Source organism: Plantibacter sp. M259, assembly GCF_006065115.1.
Classification (GTDB): domain Bacteria; phylum Actinomycetota; class Actinomycetes; order Actinomycetales; family Microbacteriaceae; genus Plantibacter; species Plantibacter auratus.
This window is the reverse complement of sequence record NZ_CP040750.1, coordinates 725,215-746,049: the sequence shown is the minus strand read 5'-3', so window position 1 is coordinate 746,049 and position 20,835 is coordinate 725,215. Positions and strand designations below refer to the sequence as shown.

At 66.3% G+C, this 20,835-nt stretch carries 18 protein-coding genes; 9 read left to right on the top strand and 9 right to left on the bottom strand.

Annotated elements, in window-relative coordinates:
• The first annotated feature begins 166 nt into the window (after positions 1-166).
• The 5 genes from FGL15_RS03380 to FGL15_RS03360 all read left to right on the top strand — a co-directional run bounded on the left by FGL15_RS03380 (position 167) and on the right by FGL15_RS03360 (position 6,709).
• Positions 167-1,144 carry a glycosyl hydrolase family 32 gene (locus FGL15_RS03380; protein ID WP_138944958.1) on the top strand — a complete coding sequence of 326 codons (978 nt, stop codon included), beginning with the start codon at positions 167-169 and terminating at the stop codon, positions 1,142-1,144.
• Positions 1,145-1,258: 114 nt separating this feature from the next.
• Entirely contained in the window at positions 1,259-2,581 is a 1,323-nt protein-coding gene (locus tag FGL15_RS03375) for an extracellular solute-binding protein (protein WP_138944957.1), read from the top strand.
• 89 nt (positions 2,582-2,670) lie between these two features.
• A complete protein-coding gene (locus FGL15_RS03370) occupies positions 2,671-3,639 on the top strand; it encodes a carbohydrate ABC transporter permease (RefSeq protein ID WP_240773755.1) in 969 nt (322 codons plus the stop codon).
• The gene (locus tag FGL15_RS03365) at positions 3,636-4,484 is read left to right on the top strand and encodes a carbohydrate ABC transporter permease (protein ID WP_138944956.1); all 849 of its coding nucleotides are present in this window, start codon (positions 3,636-3,638) and stop codon (positions 4,482-4,484) included. Before FGL15_RS03370 ends, FGL15_RS03365 begins: the two co-directional genes overlap by 4 nt.
• Positions 4,485-4,519: 35 nt before the next feature.
• Positions 4,520-6,709: an alpha-galactosidase gene (locus tag FGL15_RS03360; RefSeq protein WP_138944955.1), complete on the top strand. Its 2,190-nt coding sequence runs from the start codon at positions 4,520-4,522 to the stop codon at positions 6,707-6,709.
• Positions 6,710-6,806: 97 nt separating this feature from the next.
• Here the strand turns inward: FGL15_RS03360 and FGL15_RS03355 are convergent, their stop codons facing one another.
• The 6 genes from FGL15_RS03355 to FGL15_RS03330 all read right to left on the bottom strand — a co-directional run bounded on the left by FGL15_RS03355 (position 6,807) and on the right by FGL15_RS03330 (position 11,257).
• Entirely contained in the window at positions 6,807-7,610 is an 804-nt protein-coding gene (locus FGL15_RS03355) for an acyl-CoA thioesterase II (protein ID WP_168223297.1), read from the bottom strand.
• A 232-nt stretch (positions 7,611-7,842) separates the two neighbouring features.
• On the bottom strand, positions 7,843-8,109 hold the full coding sequence (locus tag FGL15_RS03350) for a hypothetical protein (protein WP_370282017.1): 267 nt from the start codon (positions 8,107-8,109) through the stop codon (positions 7,843-7,845).
• 48 nt (positions 8,110-8,157) lie between these two features.
• Positions 8,158-8,523, bottom strand: coding sequence for a DoxX family protein (locus tag FGL15_RS03345; protein WP_138944953.1), 366 nt, complete (start codon positions 8,521-8,523; stop codon positions 8,158-8,160).
• Positions 8,524-8,590: 67 nt separating this feature from the next.
• Entirely contained in the window at positions 8,591-9,304 is a 714-nt protein-coding gene (locus tag FGL15_RS03340; RefSeq protein ID WP_138944952.1) for an SDR family oxidoreductase, read from the bottom strand.
• 48 nt (positions 9,305-9,352) lie between these two features.
• The gene (locus tag FGL15_RS03335) at positions 9,353-10,351 is read right to left on the bottom strand and encodes an enoyl-CoA hydratase/isomerase family protein (RefSeq protein ID WP_138944951.1); all 999 of its coding nucleotides are present in this window, start codon (positions 10,349-10,351) and stop codon (positions 9,353-9,355) included.
• A 39-nt stretch (positions 10,352-10,390) separates the two neighbouring features.
• Positions 10,391-11,257: an SDR family NAD(P)-dependent oxidoreductase gene (locus FGL15_RS03330; protein WP_138944950.1), complete on the bottom strand. Its 867-nt coding sequence runs from the start codon at positions 11,255-11,257 to the stop codon at positions 10,391-10,393.
• A gap of 49 nt (positions 11,258-11,306) precedes the next feature.
• Between FGL15_RS03330 and FGL15_RS03325 the strand changes: the two genes are divergently transcribed.
• Positions 11,307-11,888, top strand: coding sequence for a TetR/AcrR family transcriptional regulator (locus FGL15_RS03325; RefSeq protein WP_138944949.1), 582 nt, complete (start codon positions 11,307-11,309; stop codon positions 11,886-11,888).
• 283 nt (positions 11,889-12,171) lie between these two features.
• Here FGL15_RS03325 and FGL15_RS03320 read toward each other — a convergent pair whose 3' ends face one another.
• Positions 12,172-13,518 carry an alpha-L-fucosidase gene (locus FGL15_RS03320; RefSeq protein ID WP_138944948.1) on the bottom strand — a complete coding sequence of 449 codons (1,347 nt, stop codon included), beginning with the start codon at positions 13,516-13,518 and terminating at the stop codon, positions 12,172-12,174.
• Positions 13,519-13,756: 238 nt separating this feature from the next.
• Between FGL15_RS03320 and FGL15_RS03315 the strand changes: the two genes are divergently transcribed.
• From FGL15_RS03315 to FGL15_RS03305, 3 genes are all read left to right on the top strand, one after another.
• Positions 13,757-14,977, top strand: coding sequence for an ABC transporter substrate-binding protein (locus tag FGL15_RS03315; RefSeq protein ID WP_138944947.1), 1,221 nt, complete (start codon positions 13,757-13,759; stop codon positions 14,975-14,977).
• A 72-nt stretch (positions 14,978-15,049) separates the two neighbouring features.
• Positions 15,050-15,994 carry a carbohydrate ABC transporter permease gene (locus FGL15_RS03310; RefSeq protein WP_138944946.1) on the top strand — a complete coding sequence of 315 codons (945 nt, stop codon included), beginning with the start codon at positions 15,050-15,052 and terminating at the stop codon, positions 15,992-15,994.
• Positions 15,987-16,919: a carbohydrate ABC transporter permease gene (locus FGL15_RS03305; RefSeq protein WP_138944945.1), complete on the top strand. Its 933-nt coding sequence runs from the start codon at positions 15,987-15,989 to the stop codon at positions 16,917-16,919. Before FGL15_RS03310 ends, FGL15_RS03305 begins: the two co-directional genes overlap by 8 nt.
• A gap of 850 nt (positions 16,920-17,769) precedes the next feature.
• On the opposite strand, the gene FGL15_RS03300 is transcribed toward FGL15_RS03305, so the two are convergent.
• Positions 17,770-19,593: a hypothetical protein gene (locus FGL15_RS03300; RefSeq protein WP_138944944.1), complete on the bottom strand. Its 1,824-nt coding sequence runs from the start codon at positions 19,591-19,593 to the stop codon at positions 17,770-17,772.
• The gene (locus FGL15_RS03295) at positions 19,590-20,297 is read right to left on the bottom strand and encodes a hypothetical protein (protein ID WP_138944943.1); all 708 of its coding nucleotides are present in this window, start codon (positions 20,295-20,297) and stop codon (positions 19,590-19,592) included. Before FGL15_RS03295 ends, FGL15_RS03300 begins: the two co-directional genes overlap by 4 nt.
• Between the last annotated feature and the right edge of the window lie 538 nt (positions 20,298-20,835).

Below are 20,835 nucleotides of genomic sequence, written 5' to 3'. Positions count from 1 at the left end.
CTGGGATTCATCGTATCTCGATTCTGCTAAAGCGGTTGACACGACGTGCTAAACCGCCTAACTTCATGAGTTAAGCGTGTTAGCACGCGTCGTGATCAATGGAGAGGAACGCCGTGCCCAGTGGAACGCCCCGCCTCAGCGGGACCAGGTGCCGAGGAGTGGTGCTGTGCTGACGGTCGACGATTCCTGGGTCTGGGACTTCTGGCTCGCCGACGACGGCGAACGGTTCCATGCCTTCTATCTGCAGGCCCCGACGGATCTCGGTGACGAGCGCCGACGTCACCGTGCAGCGCGGATCGGGCACGCTGTGTCCTCGGATCTGTCCTCCTGGGAGGTCCTACCCGGACCTGTCTTCGAGACGGGTGCGCCCGGCGACTTCGATGAGACGGCGACCTGGACGGGCAACGTGGTCTGCGGTGACGACGGGCTGTGGCGCATGTTCTACACCGGGTCCCGATTCCTCGGGGAGGAACCGGGGATGGCGAACATCGAGACCGTCGGCGTTGCGGTGTCGACCGACCTGATGACCTGGGAGAAGCGTCCGGGGCCGATCACCTCCGCAGACAGTCGCTGGTACGAGACCTGGGGCACCTCCACCTGGAAGGAGGAGGCCTGGCGCGATCCCTGGGTCTTCCGCGATCCCTCGGGTGTCGGCTGGCACATGCTCATCACGGCCCGTTCCACGGAAGGTCCCATCGACGACCGTGGTGTCATCGGACACGCCTTCTCGGCCGATCTGGAGACGTGGGAGGTGGGGCCGCCGCTGACGAGTCCGGGAGAAGGGTTCGCCCACCTCGAGGTACCGCAGCTCGAGCTGGTCGACGGCCGGTGGGTCCTGCTCTTCTCGTCGACCGCCGACTCGATGACCAGTGCCCGCGCCGAGCTGTACCCCGAGGCCGGCACCTGGGCCGTCGTGGTCGACGACGCGGTCGGACCCTGGTCGCTCGCCGCTGCTCGGCCGGTGAGCACCGCGCACCACTACTCGGGGCGGATCGTGCGGAACCGTGCGGGGGACTGGTCGTTCCTGTCATTCGCGAACGCGGGGCCCGGGCGCCCATTCGTCGGCGGCATCGACGATCCCGTCGCCTTCTCCATCGACGAGCATGGCCGACCCGCCCTCGCGCAGCGCGTCGGGCACGGCTGACACACACAGACACAAACACACAGACCTCGCGGAGCGATGCAGGGACGCTCCCGCGAACGGCACCACCACCTGCCATCGGTATCCAACGAAGGATGCACTGAAATGAGGAGAACCATGATCACCACACGCACACTGCGACGCGGAGCACTGCTCGCAGCCGCCACGATCGCCGTCGTCGGATCGCTCACGGCCTGTTCCGCCGGAGGCGCCGGCTCGGCTGCCGGCGACGGTACCGGCGACATCGAGGTCTGGGCGCACCAGGGTCAAGACAGCGAGAACGCCGCGATCCAGGCCGCCGTCGACGATTTCAACGCCTCTCAGGACAAGGTCACCGTGAAGCTGCGGTTGATCTCCGGCGACACCTACACGACGACGGTCACCAGCACGCCGAAGGACCAGTTGCCGGACGTGCTCGAGATCGACGGGCCGACGCTCGCGAGCTTCGTGTACAACGACAAGATCACGCCGATCAGCGACTACGTCGCCAAGGCCACGATCGACAACGCCACCCCGGGATCGATCGCCGAGGGGACCTCAGGCGACGAGCTCTACGGCCTCGCCATGTACGACTCGGCGATGGGACTGTACGGCAACAAGAAGCTCCTCGACGCCGCCGGAGTCGTCTACCCGACCTCGTTCGACGCCGCCTGGACGCCGGAGCAGTTCACCACCGCACTCGAGGCGCTGTCCGCGGCGAACCCGTCCGGCAAAGCCCTCGACCTGAACGAGTCGAGCCTCTCCGGTGAATGGGGAGCCTACGGATTCGCGCCACTCGTGCAGTCGGCCGGCGGCAACCTCATCGCCGACGGCAAAGCGGCGGGTGCGCTCGACTCCGCCGCAAGTATCGACGCGCTGACGGCGGTCGCCTCCTGGAAGCCCTTCACCGACCCGAACTCCGACGGCAACGCCTTCGTCGACGGCCGGGTCGCGATCGCCTGGGGCGGCCACTGGAACTACCCCACCTTCTCCGAGGCGCTCGGACAGGACCTGGTCGCGATGCCGCTCCCGAACATGGGTGAGGGTGCGAAAGCCGGCGCCGGTTCGTGGACCTGGGGCATCGGTTCAGGCACGCAGAACGGCAAGGCCGCAGGCGCGTTCCTCGATGCTCTCCTGAACGACACAAACGTCACCGCCATGACCGATGCCAACGGTGCCCCCGCAGCGACGACCTCGGCGTTCGAGGCCGACGCGCTCTACCAGACGGGCGGTCCGCTCGCGCTCTGGGGCGAACAGCTCGCCAACGCCTGTGCCGCAGACGCGATCACCGCGGACTGCATCGCGGTCTACCGCCCGGTGACCGCCGGTTACCCGGCCATCACCGCGAAGTTCGGCGGTGCACTCGCCGCCATCTGGAAGGGCGCCGACCCGAAGGAGTCGCTGACCGAGGCCGCCACGGCCATCGATCAGAACTTCGCGGACAACGACGGCTTCAAGTAGCCGACCGCTGCGGGTGCCCGCGTCGTCTCGGGCACCCGCAGCACCACCACCACGTCGGCGACGTCGCCGACCCAAGGAAGGAATCGATCGTGGCCTCGCCCGTATCAACGCCGATGCGTCCAGCAGTCGCCGAACGCACACCCGAGAAGCCCCGCCGGAGATGGCGGGACACCCGTGACGGCGTCCTCATGTCATTGCCCGCCGTCATCGGCCTCATCGCGTTCGTCGCGGTACCGTTCGTCGCCGCGATCGTCCTGTCGCTCTACAACGTCCAGGTCGACCAGGCCAGACCCCCGAAGTTCTGGGGGTTCACCAACTACATCCGTCTGTTCACCGACCCGGTCGTCTCGGGCGCATTCCTACGCTCCCTCGCCAACAACCTCGTCTTCGCCGTCGTCGTCATCCCGGTGCAGACCGGCCTCGCGCTCGTACTCGCCGTGCTGCTCAACCGGAAGCTCAAGGGCGTCCGATTCTTCCGCACCTTCTTCTTCATGCCCGTCGTCTTCCCGATGGCACTCGTCGCAGTGATCTGGCGGTTGATCCTCGACCGCGGTCCGGACGGCCTCATCAACTCCTCGGTAGCCTTCCTCACCGGCGGCCTCGTCCCTGCCCAGGACTGGTTGGGCGCCTCCGCGACCTCACTCGGTTCCGTCATCCTCCTGTCGATCTGGCAGGGCGTCGGCTTCCAGATGGTGATCCTCCTCGCCGCGCTGCAGGAGATCCCCGAGGAACGGTACGAGGCGGCGCGCCTGGACCGTGCCAACGGCTGGCAGCAGTTCCTCAACGTCACCGTCCCTGGCATCAGGAACACCCTGATCTTCGTCGTCCTCCTGACGACGATCCTCGCCTTCCGCGTCTACGACCAGGTGTTCATCCTCATCCGGACGGCAGGAGCGAACGAGGAGGCCACGCAGACCCTCCTCTATAACGCGACGCAATCGATCTACAGCGAGAACAACCTCGGACGGGCATCCGCAATCTCCGTCGTGCTCTTCGTCATCATCGTCATCATCACCGTGATCCAACGCCGGATCCTGCGTCAGAGGAGCGAAGGATGATCACCACCAGAACGCGCCGCATCACGGCGACCATCCGCGACTACGCGCTCATGGTCATCGCCGCGATCCTCATGTTCGCGCCGATCTACTACCTGCTCGTCGGGAGCCTCAAACCCTCGGCCGAGGTCCTCGACGGCTTCGCAGGCTTCCTCCCCACGAACCTCTCCTTCGACAACTACATCGGCGTGCTGAACGCGCTCAACTCCGATGCCACCGGGTACTTCTGGCAGTTCTTCACGAATTCGTTCCTCATCTCGGCGGTCGTCGTGGTCGCGGGGCTCGTGGTGAACTCCCTGGCCGGGTATGCGTTCGCTCGTCTCGAGTGGGTCGGCCGTGACAAGGTCTTCATCCTGATCATCTTGCTCGTGATCGTGCCGTTCGAGTCGGTCGCGATCCCGCTGATGTCGCTCATGCAAGGCCAGCGCGACACCTTGTTCGTGCAGATGGTCCCGTTCATCGCAAACGCGTTCTCCGTCTTCCTCTTCTACACGTTCTTCCTCAACTTGCCGAAGAGCATGGAGGAGGCGGCCAGGCTCGACGGTCTCGGGTCGTGGGGCACGTTCGCGCGGATCGTGATCCCGAACTCCCGCCCGGTCTTCGCGACTGTGGCGATCCTCACCTTCCTCAGCTCGTGGGGGCAGTACCTGTGGCCGTCGTTGGTGACCTCCGATCCCGCGGTGCGTCCGCTGCCGCTGGAGATGGGGGTGTTCTCCTCCCAGGTGCCGCCGGACTGGGGCCAGGTGTTCGCCTTCGGCACCCTGCTGGTGCTCCCCGTGCTGGTCGTCTTCCTGATCTTCCAGCGCTACTTCGTCCAGTCCGTCGCCGGATCCGCCGTCAAGGGCTGACTCGTCCCCGACCCCACACTCCAGAGGAGACCACCATGAGCCGCTCAAGACGCCTCGACGATCGTGCCGACGCACTCGGCGACGTCGACGCGACCCGCATCCTGCACCTGCACCGCGAGGGCACGAGCGTGGTCATCGACCTGCGGACCGATTATGGGCCGGCGATCATCCACTGGGGAGCGGAGCTCCCGCAGGACGAGGCCAGCTCACTCGCCGACCTCGCGACGGTCCTCCAACCGCAGCGGGTGACTGGCGGACAGGACTCGCCCCCACGGCTCGCCATCGTCCCGACGGCGTCGAGCGGTTGGGCCGGTTCGCCGGGCGTTGAGGGGTTTCGCTCCGGCGGCGAGCACTTCAGCCTGCTCTTCACTCTGACCGGAACGGAGGTCGCCGCCCACCGCGCAGTGTTGACGCTCGAGGACGCCGAGACGCGGATCCGCCTGACCGTCGAATTGGAGATCGGATCCGGCGGTGTCTTCACGCAGCGCCTCACCCTCCTGAACACCGGCGACGACGTCTATCACCTGCAGGCTCTCCAGGCGACGTTCCCCGTGCCATGGGATTCGACCGAGATCCTCGACACCACCGGTCGGCACCTCCGGGAGCGCACCCCGCAGCGGCGAGCCTTCACCATGGGCACACATCTCAGGGAGAGCCGACGTGGCCGCCCAGGCGCAGACGCGACCCTGCTCCTCGCCTGCGGGCGACCCGGGTTCGGCTTCGAAGCCGGGCTTGTCCACGGTGTCCACGTCGGTTGGAGTGGCAACCACCGCACCGCTGCCGAGCGCGTGACGACCGGCGACGCCCTCCTGACCGGCGGAGAACTGTACCTGCCGGGCGAGATCAACCTCGCGCCGGGGGAGAGTGTCTCCTCGCCCATCGTGTACGGCTCGTGGGGTGACGGACTCGATGCGCTCGCTTCCCGCTTCCACTCCCTGTGGCGTGCGCGTCCGAACCACCCGTCGCGGCCCCGCCCGATCACGCTGAACACCTGGGAAGCGGTGTACTTCGACCACCGCTTGGATCGGCTGACGGCGCTCGCCGATGCGGCGGCCGAGGTCGGCGTCGAGCGTTTCGTCCTGGACGACGGCTGGTATCGCGGCCGTCGCGACGACCTTGCCGGGCTCGGGGACTGGTACGTCGATGAGACGGTCTGGCCCGACGGACTCTCGCCCCTGATCGACCATGTCCGAGCGCTCGGTATGGAGTTCGGTCTCTGGGTCGAAGCGGAGATGGTCAATCCGGACAGCGACCTGGCGCGGGCCCATCCGCACTGGCTGCTGCAGGCGCGGTCGCACCTCCCCGCTTCCGGTCGGAACCAGCAGCTCATCAACCTCGCGAACCCCGAGGCGTTCGCCTACATCTTCGAACGTCTCGATGCACTCCTCAGCACCTACCCGATCGCGTACCTCAAGTGGGACCACAACCGGGATCTCGTCGATGCGGGGTCCGGATCGGGTGGGCACGCACAGGTGCACGCTCACACCCTCGCGTTCTACCGCCTGCTCGACGAGCTCCGCGCAGCGCACCCCGGGCTGGAGATCGAATCGTGCGCGTCCGGTGGATCCAGGGTCGATCTCGGCGTGCTGGATCGTACCGACCGCATCTGGGTGAGTGACAACCTCGACCCCATCGAGCGCCTCCGGAACCAGCGGTACACCTCGCTCGTGGTTCCGCCGGAGATGCAGGGGACCCACCTGACGAGCCCGACCGTGCACACCACGGGGAGGACCGTCGAACTGTCGTTTACCGCCGCGGTAGCCCTCATCGGCCACGTCGGAATCGAGTGGGATCTCGGCACCACCGAGCCGGAGCAGCGAGCCGAGATCCGCCGCTGGATCGAGATCGCCAAGCAGCTGCGCCCGCTGGTGGCATCCGGGCGCCTCGTCAACGGCGACACCGCTGAGCCTGCGGTCGATGTCCGCGGCGTCATCTCTGCTCATGGCACCGAAGCGGTCTACATCGTGTCGCAGGTCGAGATGAGTACGTCCTACCCGACGGCCCGCGTGCGCCTTCCGGGCCTCGAGCCGCGGAAGGTGTTCCGGGTGGAGCAGTTGGGAGAGGGCGACGTGGTCGGCTCCGGGCTGTCCTCGCTTGAGTGGCTGACCGCGCCGCGCCTACTGAGCGGTGCCGAGCTGTCGTCCATCGGGTTGCGTCCGCTCACCATGCTGCCGCAGCGGTCACTCGTCCTCCGAGTCACCGAGGAGGCAACGCCAGAGCGCTGATGCGGCACGGCTCGATCGCCTCGACTGGACGCGAGGCCACCGTAGTCTCAGGCGCTGAGTCCTCGACGGATGCTCTCGACCGTCGCCCACCACAGGGTCAGTCCCGAATGATCCGGATCTGACGGGCCGCGGCCAGGTGTGTCCCGTCTTCCGTCCAGGCATCGAACTCCTCGAAGAGCCATCCGTCGCCCGGAGCGTTTCTGGTGTGAGCGGAGACCAACACCCATGGCGAGCGGTTGTCGGCTGGGGATGATTGCGTGAATTGGACACCCAGCTCGAGCGTCGGCATAGGGACCAGCGAGTCCAGGACGGCGGAGTAGGAGGGCGCGAGCATGTCGAGGATGAACAGGATCCGCAGCTGATCCGGAGGAACATCATCGGTGATGACCCGCACCCACGCGAGGAGTTTCGGTTCCGATTGGCCGCTGTACGGCTGGCCTGGGCCAGCGAGTCGAATTTCAACCTGGGCACTGGCGGGGACGAATTCCCGAGGGACTGGAAAAACATCGCAGTCTGCTGGGGCAGGAACGTCCGGCATGGGCGCAGAGGTCGCTGGGAAACGGGCCGACTGAGGCGCGCCAAGCACGACGGTCGCGTCAGCGAGCACGGTGTCGCCCGACTGGGCCCACGTCGAGTACGCCAGAACGCTCCCACGACCCTTGAGCGCGCTCACGTTGACCGAAAAATCTTCGCGGATGGTGCGGTGGAAGCGGCCGGTCACACTGCGTACTGACACGCCCGGTGCCAGTCGATGAGCCCGCTCCGTGAGCGCTGCGAGTATCAGCCCTCCATGCAAGCCGCCGAACCCCCAGAGGTGCGAGGGCGCTTCATAGCCGTTTCGGCTCAACGAATCGAGGTATTCGCGAACCTCGTGTGAGGCGGCGCTGTCCGTCTGGCTCATGCTGTCCCATCTGTCTGTTGTCTGTTGCCGGGTCGGTGGCAGTATTTCTACGGCGTCTGTATGTGCGCTGTGCGCCTCGCGGCCGGCCAGACACGTGGGAGAAGGGCACCAGTCGCTCCCTACACTCCCTGGGCCGTCGCTCTGCGGAGTTGCGTTCTCCTGGTCGGTGTTGCGATGAAAGGCGAGGCCCATCCCGGCCGGAGCGGCGGCCGGGATGGGCGGTACGGGCCCGTCAGGCTCGGGTCAGGACGGGATAGTCGGTGTATCCGGTGGCGCCACCGCTGTAGATCGTGGCGGGGTCGACCTCGTTGAGCGGGGCGTCGGTGCGCAGGCGCTCGACGACATCAGGGTTCGCGAGCGCGAACCGGCCGAGCGGTGCGATGTCCGCGAGGCCGGTTTCGATGTCGTCGGCGATCTGTTCACGGGTGCGGCCGTAGCGGACGACGAGTACGGCGGTCGGCCAGACGTCGCGGAACGATCGCAGGCGGCTGACGGTCACGATGTCATCGTCCGGGCGACCCGAGTGCGTGGCTCCTGACGCCGAGGCTCAGTCGACGATGAGGAACCCGAGGATGCCTGCGGCGACCGCCAGGATGGCCAGTGCCAGGGCGGGCACGATGGTCAGTCTGTGGCGGGCGTCGACGACGACCGCACCGATCATCAGAGCCGTCAGTGCGACTCCGGCGATCGGGGAGAGCCACGGTGCGATGCCGGTGAGGATCGGGAGGATCAGCCCGAGGCCGCCGAGTACCTCTGCGACGCCAATCAACTTCACCGTCTGGTCTGAGAAGTCGTCCACCCAGGTCAGTCCGCTTGCTCGGAGGGCCGCACTGGGGCGGACGACCTTGAGGACGCCGGAGCCGACGAAGGCGAGAGCGGCAAGGCCGGCGGTGATAAAGAACGCGATGGTCATGGGGAACTCCTGCTGATCGAGATGTGTCTGGGTGTGGAGTGGTGCGGCAGCGCGATCCTGTTGATCATCAACGGCCGGTGCTGTCGAGCTCTGGGTAGAGCGCCTCGATCGGTGCGGCGAGACCGGCTTTGACCTGGGTGCTGAGCGCATCGGCGACGATCTCGAACTGGCCGTTGTCGACACCATCGAGCACGGTGTCGACGAGGTCGATGGGCTTGAGCTTCGGGTCGTCGGTGTGAGCTGCCATGGCAGTGTCGACGTAGCCCATGTGGACGCCGGTGACGTGGACGCCCAGAGGTGCGAGTTCGAGACGGAGCGAGTTCGTGGCCGACCAGATGGCTGCCTTTGAGGCGCTGTAGACGCCGGCTCCGGCGTACCAGCTTGCGACGGAGTGGATGTTGATGAGGGCGGCATTCTCCGCGGTTGCGAGAACGGGGGTGAAGGCTCGCGTCATGAACAGCGGTGCGAAGAAATTGATCTCCATGTTCTGACGGATCTGTTCCTCGGTGATGTCGAGCAGGCTTGCGGTCGGTGGGAGGCCTCCGGCGTTGTTGACCAGGACCGTGACGTCGTTCGCGACGGCCACCGCAGCCCTGATCGATGATGGATCGGTGACGTCCAGGGTGAGTGGCACGATGCGGTCGTCGTCCCAGGTGCGAGGCGTGCGCGCCGAGGCGTACACCTTGGCGGCACCGCGGGCGAGGACGGCCTGCACGAACGCGGTGCCGATACCGCCGTTCGCTCCGGTGACGAGGACGACGGCGTTGTTGAGGGATGGCATGAGTGTCAACTTTCTGGAGTGCTGATGTGTGGGGAGGATGTCGGTGAGTCAGCGTGGCGACGCAGATGTGGCGAGGTTGCCGATGTGTCCGACGCGGAGTGCCTGCGCGTACGTTTCGCTGTCCAGCAGCGGCAGTTCGCCGGTGGTGTCGGTTGCTGCGATGTAGCCGAGCATCAGCTGCTGCGCCTCCTGCTGCTGGTCGCGCACGAGGAACTCCGAGTGCTCGAGGAGGAGGCCGTCCTTGAGGGGGAGCGAGGAGCCGAAGTAGATGGATCGCTTGATGGCGCCCAACGATCCCTTCGACCTCAGGCTCAGGTACTGAGCCTTGGCGACGGCGCGTTCGACGACCTCGCTCTGAGCGACGACCTCGTCCACCGCGCCGGCGGCCGATGCTTCAGCGGCGGTGAACGGCTTTCCTTCGAGCACGGCCGAGAGCGTCGGCTGCATACCGATCAGCCGCGGCAAGCGCTGTGATCCGCCGCCGCCCGGGGTCAGCGCGAGCAACACCTCCGTCAACCCGATCACGTGATCTCCGTCGGCCATGATCCGCAGGTCGCATGCCCACGCGAACTCCGCACCGATGGCCAGGGCAGAACCGTTCAGGGCGGCGATGAAGATGGTGCCGCTCGCGTTCATCTTCAGGAAGGTGGAGTGCACGTTGTCCAGCTGCAGCAACGTCTTGAGGCGGGTCTTGTGCGCGATCGTGTTGATGACAGGCGTCTTGTTGATCGCGGTCGCCAGTCGCGACACGAGGCGCGCGACGCCGGTGGTGATGGGCGGGAAGCCGACGCCGCCCTCCTGGAGCCAGGAGACGTCAGCGTGGCTCAGGAACCGGTCGGGATGGGCGCCGGTGAACACGACGGCGCGAACGTCCGGGTCGCGGTCCGCGCGATCGACGAGTTCCTTGAGCTCTCTGGCCATCGATACGTCGAACAGTGCGTGTGGACCGCCGTCGAGCGTGGCGATGAGCACCGGTCCTCGGGTCTCGACGTCGATGTGGCCGCCGGTGCGCTCGCCGCGGGCTGATTGTACTTGCGAGGTGTTCATGTGTTCGTCTCCGTGGGGTGTCAGGTGTTCGTGAGTGGATCAGCGGGATTTCGGGAAGAGCGGACGTAGGGCCGAGGCCAGGACTCGGTCGAGGGTGCGGTCCGGCAGGAGGCGTGCGAAGCGGGTGAGGAGCGCTGCATCCTTGCCGACGGTGTAGCGGGTCTTCGGGCGGGTGGCCGTCGCGGCAGTCGCGATGGTTTTCGCCGCCTCGGAGGCATCGACGCCGTCGCGGAGGAAGCCTTCGGACTGGGCGAGGATCGCGTGCATGAGGCCGCCGTAGCGACGTTCTTGTTCGGGAGTCATCTCGGCTGCGAGTTTCTGGAGGGTGACACCACCACGGCCGACCATCTCGGTGCGCACGGCGCCCGGCTCGACGATGGCGACGGTGACCCCGTGTGGCGCGAGTTCGCGGCGGAGTGCGTCGCTGACGCCCTCGAGGGCGAACTTCGATCCCGAGTACGCGCCGTACGTCGGCTGGGCCAGGCGACCTCCGAGTGAGCTGATCATCACGACACGCCCGCGGCTCTTGAGGAGCGCTGGAAGCATCGACTGCGTGACCGTGATGTGGCCGAAGAAGTTCACGTCGAACTGGCGTCGCCATTCCGCGATCGGGAGGACCTCGACCGGGGCGTTCACGGCGATGCCGGCGTTGTTGACGATGGCTCGGAGTGGGCGACCATCGGCCTCGATGGACGCCGCGAGGTCGGCGATCTGCTCGGCGCGTGTGACGTCGAGGATGACGGGGTGGAGGTTCGTCGTCGCGATCGCCTCACCGTCGCTCTCGCGCCGGACGCCTGCGAGGACGTGGAAGCCGCGGGAGGCGAGCTCGCGGGCGGTCGCTGCGCCCATGCCGGTCGAGGCGCCGGTGACGAGGATGAGTTCAGTGGGTTCGGGTGACGTTGTCATCTTGAAACCGTAGCACGTCAGGTGACATTGTCAACTGTATAGTGGAGTGATGGTCAGTCGTCTCGAATCCGCCGCGGCCACGCGCCGCTCCCTCCTCGACGCCGCCCGCGAGCTCCTCAACGAAGGCGGTCCTCCCAAGGTCACCCTGCGAGAGGTCGGCGCACGCGCAAATGTCTCGCGAGGTGCGCCATATCGGCACTTCCCGGATAAGGAGAGCCTGCTGGCGGCTGTCGGTGCCGAGAGCTGGGATCGGATCGCTGAGCAGTTGAGGACACTTCCGAGTGCCGCCGACGATCGCGCGACGGTCCTGCGTTCGGCGCTGGACGCCCTCATGAGCGTCGGGCGTGATGAACCGGAGATCTATCGGATGATGTTCACGATGCCGACGCAGAACCCCGAGATCGCCATCGAGGCTGCCGGTCGTGCCCAGGCGGAGTTCCTCCGCATCGTCGGTGATGTCGTCGGTGACGAGCAGGCGCACCTGTTCGGCGCGCTGCTCCTGACGAGCGCGAACGGCATCGCCAGCATGCAGGCCAGCGGGCACCTCTCGCCGCAGATGTGGCAGACGACACCCGATGACGTCATCTCGATGCTCGTCAACCTCATAGCGGCCTGGACACCTGTGGACTGAGACCGGAGGGAGAGCGGCCCTCGTCCGGAACGGTCGGATTCCCTGCACGTCCCACGGTTGCGCTCGGAGGCTCGGAGGCTCGGACGCCGGCGCGGTCAGGGTGGGCGAGGGTTGCGGACCGAGAACGGCGGACTCGGCGGCCGCTGATCCGCGAGCTGACCATCAAGCGGCCAGACGAGTCCACAGTTGCCGGCAGGGGGGTCAAGCCAGCCCCAGCTCCCATGGTCTGATGGCGCGCCGACGTCTCCTCGGGACGTGACGTCGGCGCGCAGTGGGAAGGTGCTCAGACGAGATCGAACACGATGACCTGAGGGCCCGGTGTCGAGCGGGGTGGAAGCGCGACTCGCGTGCGTTCGTCGGCGACGGTCGTGGCCAATGTGGTTCCATTGATCAGGCGGGCCGAGTCGACGTCGAGACCTTCACCTGTGGTCAGTGTTACAGAGCCGTCGGCGTCCACGATCGCGTTGGCATGCCCGTTGACCTTGGTCCAACGCACCCAGGGACCTTCCGCAGGGGCCCCAATCGAAGCGTCGAGTGGACGCGAGTCGAAGATGGCCGCCCCGTTCACCGCGTTCCAATCGCCCAGCGTCTCCAGCGTCGCGCGCTGTTCCGGAGGGACGGTGCCGTCCGCTTGCAGGCCGATGTTCAGGAGCAGGTTCCCGCCGCGTGCGACGATGTCGACGAAGTAGCGGATCGCCTCCTCGCCGCTCAGGAGGTGCGTCTCGTCCTCAAGGGTGTTGTGCCCGAAGGAGTAGCCGATGCCGCGGCAGTTCTCCCAAGGCTCATCGGTGATGTCGCCCATCTGGTACTCCGTGGTCCGGTAGTCCCAATGGGTGTCTCCCCAGCGGTCGTTGATCAGTCCGTCGGGGGTCGCGGCGTAGAAGCGGTCGAAGAGGGAGACGAGCCCACGAGCGCCATCGTCCTTCCCTGGATCTGGCCACTCGATGTCGTTCCAGAGGATGTCGGGACGGTACCGCTCGATGAGGTCGGCGACGTGGTCGTACGCGTAGTCGGCGTACGGCCGATCGTTGGCCCGGTTCGTCCAGCCGTCCGGCCCGTCGGTCTCGACGACCGGTTCGGAGGGGGAGAAGTGCCAGTCCAGGCCACCCGAGTAGTAGACGCCGAAGCGGAGTCCGGCGCGTTCCGTCGCTGCAGCGAATTCGCCGATAAGGTCGCGCTTCGGGCCTCGGGCGACGGTGTTGCGGCCGTTCGTCTCGGGAGCATCCCAGAGCGTGATGCCGTCGTGGTGTTTCGTCGTCGGCACGAAATACCGTGCTCCCGTGTGCTTCACGAGGGCGAGTACTTCGTCCGCGTCGAATCGCTCGGCGCGCCACAGCTCGAGCAGGTGGTCGTAGTCGACGTCTCCGAAGGTCTCCCGGTGGTGCTGCTGCGCGGGGCTCCCCTCGATGCGGATGGTGTTGAAGTACCACTCGGCGTACGGGTTGCGGGCGAAGTCATGCGAGTGGTCCGCCGCGCCGAGCTCGCCGATCGGTTCCGCCCAGGCAGCTACCGAGTATGCGCCCCAGTGGACGAAGATTCCGAGCTTGGCGTCGGAGAACCAGGCGGGTGTCTCGTGGACGAACTTCTCGAACTCGGGGAGGCGGACGGAGTCGTCCTTGAACATGGCCATGAGTGATCCTTCGTCGTTGATGGATGGGTCGGGCTAGGAAGCGTCGAGGTCGGTACGTGTGTCATTCATCCGGACTCTCCGTGATGATTGGGTCCAAACTGTCGCAATTTCGCTCTGATTTCAAGTATTGACAGGGCAGACATCTGATGTTTAGATCACTTCACGTCCCGCCCGTCTGTTCCCGAACGGGTCCGGATTCCTCGAGTACTGCACACACGATGAAGTGGAGAAGCAACCGATGAAACGACAGCTCATGGCCGGCGCGGCGATGGCAGGTGTCCTCGCCCTCACGGCGTGTGCCGGTGGCAGCGCGACCGGCTCCCAGAGTGCGGAGTCGCTCGTCTGGTCCATGTGGATCGCCGGTCAGGAGGACCAGGCAGCGTGGCAGACGGTCGCCGACGAGGTGAAGTCGACGGACAAGATCGACGTCACGATCCAGGGTGCTCCGTTCACCGACTATTGGACGAAACTCCGCACCCAGTTGAGCGCCGGTACCGCCCCGTGCATCGTCACAGTGCAGAGCCTCCGGGCAGCCAATTACACCGACGTCCTCCTCCCGCTCGACGACCTGGCCAAGAGCAGTGGCACCGCGCTCGACGAGTTCGACACGACGGCGCTCGACGCGATGAAGGTCGACGGCAAGCTCTACGCCCTGCCGTACGACACCGGCCCGCTCATCATGTTCTACAACAAGGACCTCTTCGCTGAGGCCGGCGTCGCAGAACCGAAGCCCGGCTGGACGGTCGACGACTTCGAAGCGGCGGGTGAGGCGCTCAAGTCGAAAGGGAAGCAGCTCTATGCGACGAGCGTCGAGGACCTCTACCTCGAGTCCATGATCCTGTCGTACAACGGTGGTCGCGTGGTGAGCGAGGACGGCTCGCTCGACGTGACCAACGCGAAGTTCGCCGAGGGACTCGATTGGCTCGCCGGCCTCGTGAAGGAAGGCTACGCGACGCAGGCGAGCGCGGACGGCTCGGCCGATGACAACGCCTTCATCAACGGACAGGCCGCCACGTTCGTCGACGGACCCTGGTCTCTGCTCAACACGAAGGCCAAGGCGACGTTCGACATCGGCGTCGTGACGTTGCCGGCCGGTAGCGCGCCGACGACCTTCTCTGCGGGTTCGGGCTTCGGGATTTCGAAGGAGTGCGAGTTTCCCGAGCAGGCCTATCGGGCCATCACGACCATGACGAGTGACGACGTGCTCTCGAACCTCGGCAAGGAAGGTCGAGCCTTCCCGGCGCGGACCGCTGCGCAGACAGCATGGTTCGACAACGCCGGTATCGATGGCGTCGAGGAGAGCTTCGCTGCGGCCCAGGACGGGTCCGTCCCGTTGCCCGGGAACAAGAACAGCGATCAGCTCGCCCAACTGTTCTCCCAGTACGCGATCCAGGCGATCAATGGACAGCAGTCCGGCGCCGAGGTCCTCGACCAGATCTCGAGCCAGCTGCCGAAGTGAGGTCCGGCCGGTGGGCGACTCGTGTCGCCCGCCGGTCGCCCCGATCGTCGTCGAAGCGAAGGAAGAATCAGCATGGCTACCCTCCCAGCGGCCCCGGTGCGAGCCGTCCGGCCCTCCAAGCGCTCCGCGCGCGTCGATCCGGATGCGGTCCACGCCCGACGATCCTGGTGGGGACTGGGATTCGCCAGTCCCCACGCGATCGGTCTCGCGCTGTTCACCGTCGTGCCGATCATCGCGTCGCTCGTCATCAGTCTGAACAACTGGCCGATGCTCGGGTCGCCGACCTTCGTCGGCTTCGACAACTACGCAGCGTTGTTCGCAGACCCGATCTTCCGAACGGTCATCCTCAACACGACCCTGTTCGTCGTCTTGTACGTGCCGCTCAACCTGATCGTGTCGATGGGCCTCGCGGCGTGGCTCAGCCCGAAGATCAAACACCGCCAGATCTTCCGGGTCCTCTTCTTCATCCCGACCGTCACCCCTATCGTCGCGAACGCGGTCATCTGGCGGATGATCTACCAGCCCGACGGGCTCATCGACGCGACGATGCAGTCGACGATCGGGGTCTCGGCTCCGAACTTCCTCGCCGACGAGCAGTGGGCCATGCTCGCCATCGTCGCAATGAGCGTCTGGCAGGGCTTCGGCTACAACATGCTCATCTTCTCCGCGGCGCTCGACTCGGTGCCGGAGAGCCAGCTCGAGGCGGCCGAACTCGACGGTGCCGGGGCGTGGACGTCGTTCTGGCGGATCAAGTTCCCGATGATCTCGCCGTCGATCTTCTTCGCGGCGATGATGACGCTCATCACCGCGTTCCAAGTCTTCGCCCAGCCGTTCATCCTCACGAAGGGCGGTCCGGGGTCCTCGACCACCACGCTCGTGCAGTTCATCTACAACCAGGGATTCGTCTTCCAGCAGCTCGGGGTCGCTTCCGCCGCCGCCTGGGTGCTGTTCATCATCATCCTGGCCATCACCGCCGTGCAGTTCCTCGGCCAGAAGAAGTGGGTGCACTATGAGTAGTCGGATCCCGGCGACCAGGTCGGTCGCCACGCAGCACCCGCCGACCTCCTCGCTCGTCACCGTGAACCCCCGCGGCCTCCGTAGGGGGCAGACCAAGTCCGTCGGCCGCGCCCGGTCGATCGTCTCCTACGTGGTGCTGTGTCTCGTCGCGCTCGCGTTCATCTCACCACTCATCTACATGGTCGCGACCTCGCTGAAACCCGCCGCAGAGACGTTCACGACGCCCCCGACGCTCATCGGCTCGTCGATCCGCTGGGAGAACTACTCGGAGGCCTTCAGCTACCTGCCCTTCGGTCGGTTCCTCCTGAACGGGCTGTTCGTCGCCGTCATCGGCACCATGATCAACATGGCCGTCTCCGTACTGAGCGGCTACGCCTTCTCCCGCCTCCGGTGGAGGGGACGCAACGTCGTGTTCGTCCTCTTCCTGGCGACCATGATGATCCCGCAGGACGTCCTCCTCATCCCGCTGTACGTGATGATGCAAGGGTTCGGCTGGGTCGACTCGTTCCAAGCGCTCATCATCCCGTTCGCATTCACCGCGCTCGGCGCCTTCCTCTGTCGGCAGTTCTTCCTCACCGTGCCGCAGGAACTGGACGACGCCGCTCGCGTCGACGGTGCCGGCGTGGTCAGGACGTTCACGCACGTCATGCTCCCGCTCGCCCGCCCGACCCTCGCGGTCCTCGCGGTCTTCTCGTTCATCGCCTACTGGAACTCGTTCCTCTGGCCGCTCATCATCATCAACGACGTGAACACCTACGGGACGATCCCGCTCGGACTCCAACAGTTCTTCGGGCAGCAGGGCAGCCAGTGGAATCTCGTGATGGCGGCTTCCGTCATCTCGATGCTCCCGACCGTCCTCATGCTTATCCTGCTGCAGAAGCACCTCATCCGCGGCATCGTGACGAGCGGCCTCGGCGGACGCTGACTCTCGTGAGGGTGGTGTGGGACGAGGGCAACCCCGTCGTCGGGCGTCGCTCGGCTCCGACCGCGTTCGCGACAACGTAGGCCGCTTCGGGCGACGATGAGTTACTGGTCGAGCTACAGGACCATTCCGTCACTATCCGTTAGGCCGCTCGTTGTAACTCGTCCGTTCTCGGCACTGGCGGTCCGAGAGCCGCTGACCCTCATAGTCGCTTTCCGAGCGAACCTAGCCAAACGCCCGCGAGGTTCGAGCTCAGATTCTGCCGGGGTTCGCTGAGCTGGGTTTTCATACCGCGTCTGTTCACGCTGTGAGTTGAGCTCGCGAAGGTACCCCGCGGCAGGGTCCTCTTCAGGAGTCCAGTCGATGAGACGGGGTGGCTCCCGCCAGCTCGAAGCGTAAATCGACGGCGCGGTTTGTGGGCTTTGAGGCACGGCATCTACTGCAGCTTGGTACACCTCGTCCAACGGAAGGTACAAATCCGGACGCCAGAGCGGCCCACCGGTCTGCGAGAGAACATGGTCAATGCTCTCCAATTGTTCGTCAATCGCGGCGTCTTGCCCGTGCCACTTACCTGCCAACGCGTAGAACGTGTCGAGCCATGAGTCGGGGTCGTGTCCGTCTGCGTAGTCCGACGCCCCGGTGAAGCGGAGGAGGAGATCCATCTGTGCCTCTGCGATTCTGCGTTGAACATGTGCCTCCGGCCGGGGGTCGTCGCCGTGAACGTCCTCGGAGTCGTCGAACAGCTCCTCATAGTCTGGTTCCAGGTCTCGGAGTGCTTGCCCGCGCCGATACGTCTCTACCCACCCTTGCTGGTCCCGCCCCAGGGCGGACGCCGGGTCCGCTTGTTCTCCGCTCATCCTGCGAGTCCCTCGCTCGAGTCGGTCAGGCTGGCTCGGCGTCGCATGACACGACGAACGACGAAGGGCGAGGCCCCGAGGAGCATCGTGGCAGCAGCGCCGGCGGCGAGCGTGGCGCCGTCGTAGCCGGTGCTCGCGAGCTTCTGTCCGGGGCGGTCGAGGAAGAGGGTCTGCTCCCCCTCCTGCCCACAGACACCTTCGCTGAGGAGCACCTGCTTTGTGTCGTCGGCGTAGGTGCGTTCGAGCCAGTTGACCCCGGTGCCGATGTCGCGGGTGGCAGTGAATGTCGGCCCGGGGACATCGGTGCGGCCGTTGACCAGGATCGGCGCCGACTCCGGCAGGTATTCGGTTGTGGCATCGCAGACGGGCTGGCCGTCGGTGATGCGGTAGGCGGTGAAGGTCTGCACCGCGGTGTCGGGGTAGAGGGCGACGTCTTCGTGGTGGGCGGTGTCGCCGTACTGCTCGCCCTCCATCACCGACGGCACGGCCTTCGTTGTGACGCGGGGGATGACCGTGGTCTCGTCGGGCAGCCCGAACGCGTCGTGCCACGGTCCCTGCAGGACGGACTTGGTCGTGTCGGACTGCTTGTCGAGGTCGAGTGACCAGACTGCGGTGATCGGGCCGTCGGCCGTGTCGGGGCGGGGGAAGCTGGCTTCCATGATGTCGCCGACCTCGTCACAGGTGGCGGTGGCTGTGCCGAGCGCGGGCCGTCCTTCCGGGACCTCGGGGAGGCTGTCCTCGCCGGGAAGCTTTGCGTAGATCGCGACGTCCCAGACGACTTCGACGCCGACGCCGTCTCGGTTGCGTCGCCAGGTGGTGCTGGTGCTGTCGGGGGAGATATCGCAGGTGGCGTGGTCGACGATGGTGCCGCCGACGGGGATGAGGGTCTGCTGCATCTCGCTCGTCACGATCGGTTGGAAGGTCGTCGAGGCGATGATGCTGGCAGCAGAGGTAAACGGGACGGGGGAGCGGTTGTCACTACCGCGAGCGAGACGCTGCTGGCCCGGCGTCTCGTACATCCAGGCCTCGGAGGCGTAGCCGCCGGGCGTGCTCCAGGAACCGTCGGCGCGGATGTCGTAGTCCGCGATGCCGTCGGCGGGATCGCCGGTGATGTCGATGCGGGATCCATTGCCGACGGCCACCGAGGTCGCCCCGGTGCTGGTCTGGTGCGCGCCGGTGAGGGTGAGCGTGCCGGTCGCGGCTGCGGGGTCGACGGTCACGTCGATGTATCCGGTGGTGCTGTCGGTCATCGTGATGGCTGTGGTCGCCGTGTTCGAGCCGGCTGCGGCAACCCAATTCTCGCCGACCCATGCCCAGATGCTGTTGAACGCTGCGGTCACGGTGGCGTCGTGGCCGTCGGCTTTCTGGCTGATGTAGTGGATGGCGCCGTCGTAGCCGGGGTGGTTCTGCGAGGTGAAGGCGTAGACGAACGCGGCGACGGCTGCTGCGGTGTCGTTGTCCGTGGTCTGCCCGAACTGGGAGAGGCCCGCGTTGAGCATTGCGAGTTCCGTACCGCCGACGTCGCGCGTCCCGGCTGTTGCTCCGATCCCGCCGACGAGCGTTCCGCCGCCGGTCGCACCTGATGGCCAGTCGGCTTGGACGTCGATGCAGTACGCAAGAGAGCCGTCCGGGGTGACGTAGTTCACGAGCTGGCCCCAGCCATAGGCGGTGGTGGCCCGAGGGGATGGAGTGGTGCTGTCCGCAGCGGCCGAGGTATCGTCCGCGGCGGGAACCGAAGCGCTCGCCGAAAGGGCAGGCAAGCTCAGCGTGGTGGCAAGCAGAATCGATGCGCCGGCCGCGCTCAGAATGCGGCGGCTCATGCTGCCTGCTCCATTCGAGCTCGGCTTCGTCGGCTCCGCAGTGCGAGGGCAACACCCGCCGCGATCGCAAGCAGGCCTCCCGCAGCGCCGGCGATGAGGAGTTCTTCGTTCGCGCCGGTGACGGCGAGCTGTGGACGCTTGGTCCCGACGCTCCCGCCAGAGCGGTCTGCAACGACATCGATGGCGGTCCCGCCGCCCTCATCCTCGTCGTCGACGGGTAGCTCGGTCTCGTTGCCGTCCTCCGGGTCAACGACGGCCGGTTCGGTGACATCGACGACGGAGGACTCGTGGATGATCAGGTCGAGACCTTCCGGATCGTTCGGGTTGTCGAGCGTCCAGGCGTATCCACCGGCGGCCGATACGCTCACGCAGTCGCCGTCGTAGCTCCACTCGGAGCCCGTCCAGGTCGCAGAAAATGAGCCGACCGTCACAGCGTCGGCGACCGAGCCGACCGGGGGCCAGGCGTCGTAGGGTCCGGTGAGCGCTGCTGTGATCGGTTCGATCGCGATGCCGTCCTGGGTCCCAGTGACGTCGAGTGCGAAGCCGACGCAGTCGCCCACTTCCGCTACCGACGGGCTTGCGGAACCCGAGGCCGTAACGGCAGCGAGTGCTGGCGCGTCGAGGGGGATCGCCGGACCGGTCGTACCGAGCGCGGTCGCACTCAACGCGGTCGCCGCGAGCTGCAGGGAGAGGGGCAGTGCCATGTTGTCCTTCCGTCGCTTGCGCGAGTTGAGGTGAACGCTCGTGCGTCACCTCCTGCTCTTGTGGAGGGCCCGACAATCAGGCGGACGCGTCTTGAAGACTTCAGCCGCTGTTCGGCGTCGGCTCATCCCCCCAACGCCTTCGAGGCTGGCGGCGCGCGAGCACACCCCAGTCCCGCATTCGGGCTGCCGCGCCTCGCTCCGCTCGCCTTGCCCTCGAACGGCCGCCATAGCTCAGAGGGTTGGCACCAGGCGACCAGCGATGGGCATCGATGACGGGGCCGTCAATGACGGAGGGGCGAGGGGCACATGCCCCCGCCCCGGCACAGGGACTGGGGTGTCGAGTCAGGGATGCACGCAGGCACCGGGATGGCCAAGTCCGCTCGGGTTGTCGACCAGCCACAAGAGCTAGCGAGGCGGAACTACCGCCTTTTGCCAAGGAGACGCTCTTGCGCGGTGGGATGGTCAGATGGAAGCGAGGCCTGGCCTCGCAGGGGCTCCGGCAGGCCGTCGACTATGCACTCGGTGGTTCTTGCGATGC